Origin of the sequence: Pseudoalteromonas sp. SG41-2 (genome assembly GCF_014164535.1) — a bacterium.
Classification (GTDB): domain Bacteria; phylum Pseudomonadota; class Gammaproteobacteria; order Enterobacterales; family Alteromonadaceae; genus Pseudoalteromonas; species Pseudoalteromonas rhizosphaerae.
This window is the reverse complement of record NZ_JACJFK010000059.1, coordinates 1-3,160: the sequence shown is the minus strand read 5'-3', so window position 1 is coordinate 3,160 and position 3,160 is coordinate 1. Positions and strand designations below refer to the sequence as shown.

Below are 3,160 nucleotides of genomic sequence, written 5' to 3'. Positions count from 1 at the left end.
AAGACCCGTTTGGGTTGTATGGTTAAGTGACTAAGCGTACACGGTGGATGCCTTGGCAGTTGGAGGCGATGAAGGACGTATTAACTTGCGATAAGCCTAGTCAAGCTAGTAAAAAGCACTTGAGACTAGGATTTCCGAATGGGGAAACCCACCTGCTTGCAGGTATCGTTAACTGAATACATAGGTTAACGAGGCGAACGCGGAGAACTGAAACATCTAAGTACCCGTAGGAAAAGAAATCAACCGAGATTCCGAAAGTAGCGGCGAGCGAAATCGGAACAGCCCTTAAGCTTAATTGGTGTTAATGGAAGGCTCTGGAAAGTGCCACGATACAGGGTGATAGTCCCGTACATGAAAATCCCTTTTAAGTGAAATCGAGTAGGTCGGAGCACGTGAAACTTTGACTGAATATAGGTGGACCATCATCTAAGGCTAAATACTCCCAACTGACCGATAGTGAACCAGTACCGTGAGGGAAAGGCGAAAAGAACCCCTGTGAGGGGAGTGAAATAGAACCTGAAACCGTGTACGTACAAGCAGTAGGAGCCCACTTGTTGGGTGACTGCGTACCTTTTGTATAATGGGTCAGCGACTTATATTTTGTAGCGAGGTTAACCGAATAGGGTAGCCGTAGGGAAACCGAGTCTTAACTGGGCGAATAGTTGCAAGGTATAGACCCGAAACCCGGTGATCTAGCCATGGGCAGGTTGAAGGTTGAGTAACATCAACTGGAGGACCGAACCCACTAACGTTGAAAAGTTAGGGGATGACCTGTGGCTAGGAGTGAAAGGCTAATCAAACCGGGAGATAGCTGGTTCTCCCCGAAATCTATTTAGGTAGAGCCTCGGACGAATACTTACGGGGGTAGAGCACTGTTAAGGCTAGGGGGTCATCCCGACTTACCAACCCTTTGCAAACTCCGAATACCGTAAAGTAATATCCGGGAGACACACGGCGGGTGCTAACGTCCGTCGTGAAGAGGGAAACAACCCAGACCGCCAGCTAAGGTCCCAAAGTCATAGTTAAGTGGGAAACGATGTGGAAAGGCCCAGACAGCCAGGAGGTTGGCTTAGAAGCAGCCATCCTTTAAAGAAAGCGTAATAGCTCACTGGTCGAGTCGGTCTGCGCGGAAGATGTAACGGGGCTAAACTATGCACCGAAGCTGCGGATTCAGAATTTATTCTGAGTGGTAGGGGAGCGTTCTGTAAGCGGTTGAAGGTGTACCGGGAGGTATGCTGGACGTATCAGAAGTGCGAATGCTGACATGAGTAACGATAATGCGGGTGAAAAACCCGCACGCCGGAAGACCAAGGGTTCCTATCCCATGTTAATCAGGGTAGGGTAAGTCGACCCCTAAGGCGAGGCCGAAAGGCGTAGTCGATGGGAAACGGATTAATATTTCCGTACTTGGTATAATTGCGATGGGGGGACGGAGCAGGCTAAGCAAGCATGGCGTTGGTAGTCCATGTGAAAGTGAGTAGGCTAGCGACTTAGGTAAATCCGGGTTGCTGTTAGGCTGAGACACGAGACGAGTCACTAAGGTGATGAAGTTGCTGATGCCATACTTCCAGGAAAAGCCTCTAAGCTTCAGATTATACCGAATCGTACCCCAAACCGACACAGGTGGTCAGGTAGAGAATACTAAGGCGCTTGAGAGAACTCGGGTGAAGGAACTAGGCAAAATCGTACCGTAACTTCGGGAGAAGGTACGCTCCGATTGGTGATGAGACTTGCTCTCTAAGCTGATTGGAGCCGCAGTGACCAGGTGGCTGGGACTGTTTATTAAAAACACAGCACTGTGCAAAATCGCAAGATGACGTATACGGTGTGACACCTGCCCGGTGCCGGAAGGTTAATTGATGGGGTTATCTTCGGAGAAGCTCTTGATCGAAGCCCCGGTAAACGGCGGCCGTAACTATAACGGTCCTAAGGTAGCGAAATTCCTTGTCGGGTAAGTTCCGACCTGCACGAATGGTGTAACCATGGCCACGCTGTCTCCACCCGAGACTCAGTGAAATTGAAATCGCAGTGAAGATGCTGTGTACCCGCGGCTAGACGGAAAGACCCCGTGAACCTTTACTACAGCTTGGCACTGAACATTGAACCTACATGTGTAGGATAGGTGGGAGACTTAGAAGATGAGACGCTAGTTTTGTTGGAGTCGTCCTTGAAATACCACCCTTGTAGTTTTGATGTTCTAACGTTGGCCCCTGAATCGGGGTTACGGACAGTGCCTGGTGGGTAGTTTGACTGGGGCGGTCTCCTCCCAAAGAGTAACGGAGGAGCACGAAGGTTGGCTAAGTACGGTCGGACATCGTACGGTTAGTGTAATGGTAGAAGCCAGCTTAACTGCGAGACAGACACGTCGAGCAGGTACGAAAGTAGGTCATAGTGATCCGGTGGTTCTGAATGGAAGGGCCATCGCTCAACGGATAAAAGGTACTCCGGGGATAACAGGCTGATACCGCCCAAGAGTTCATATCGACGGCGGTGTTTGGCACCTCGATGTCGGCTCATCACATCCTGGGGCTGAAGTCGGTCCCAAGGGTATGGCTGTTCGCCATTTAAAGTGGTACGCGAGCTGGGTTTAGAACGTCGTGAGACAGTTCGGTCCCTATCTGCCGTGGGCGTTTGAGAATTGAGAGGGGTTGCTCCTAGTACGAGAGGACCGGAGTGAACGAACCGCTGGTGTTCGGGTTGTCATGCCAATGGCATTGCCCGGTAGCTACGTTCGGAACTGATAAGCGCTGAAAGCATCTAAGCGCGAAGCAGGCCTCGAGATGAGTTCTCACTAGAGCTATAAGCTCTCTGAAGGGCCGTTGAAGACTACAACGTTGATAGGCAAGATGTGGAAGCATAGTGATATGTTAAGCTAACTTGTACTAATTACCCGTGAGGCTTAACCATACAACGCCAAACGCGTTTTATGTGATAGTTGATAGCGCAAGAAGTTAATAGACTAAAGTAGATTTACGATACTCTTTATTATCAGAATTCCAAATTTTAGTTAATTGCTAACGCGATTAACACCGTATTTGCTTGGTAACAATAGCGTTTTGGACCCACCTGACCCCATGCCGAACTCAGTAGTGAAACGAAACAGCGCCGATGATAGTGTAGCATTTGCTATGTGAAAGTAGGACATTGCCAGGCTCCAAAT

2 rRNA genes are annotated in these 3,160 nt (G+C 49.4%); both read left to right on the top strand.

What is annotated here, in order from left to right:
* Positions 1-20 precede the first annotated feature (20 nt).
* Positions 21-2,907: ribosomal RNA gene (locus tag H5186_RS22090) — 23S ribosomal RNA — on the top strand.
* 131 nt (positions 2,908-3,038) lie between these two features.
* Positions 3,039-3,153: ribosomal RNA gene (gene rrf, locus H5186_RS22085) — 5S ribosomal RNA — on the top strand.
* The last annotated feature ends 7 nt before the right edge of the window (positions 3,154-3,160 follow it).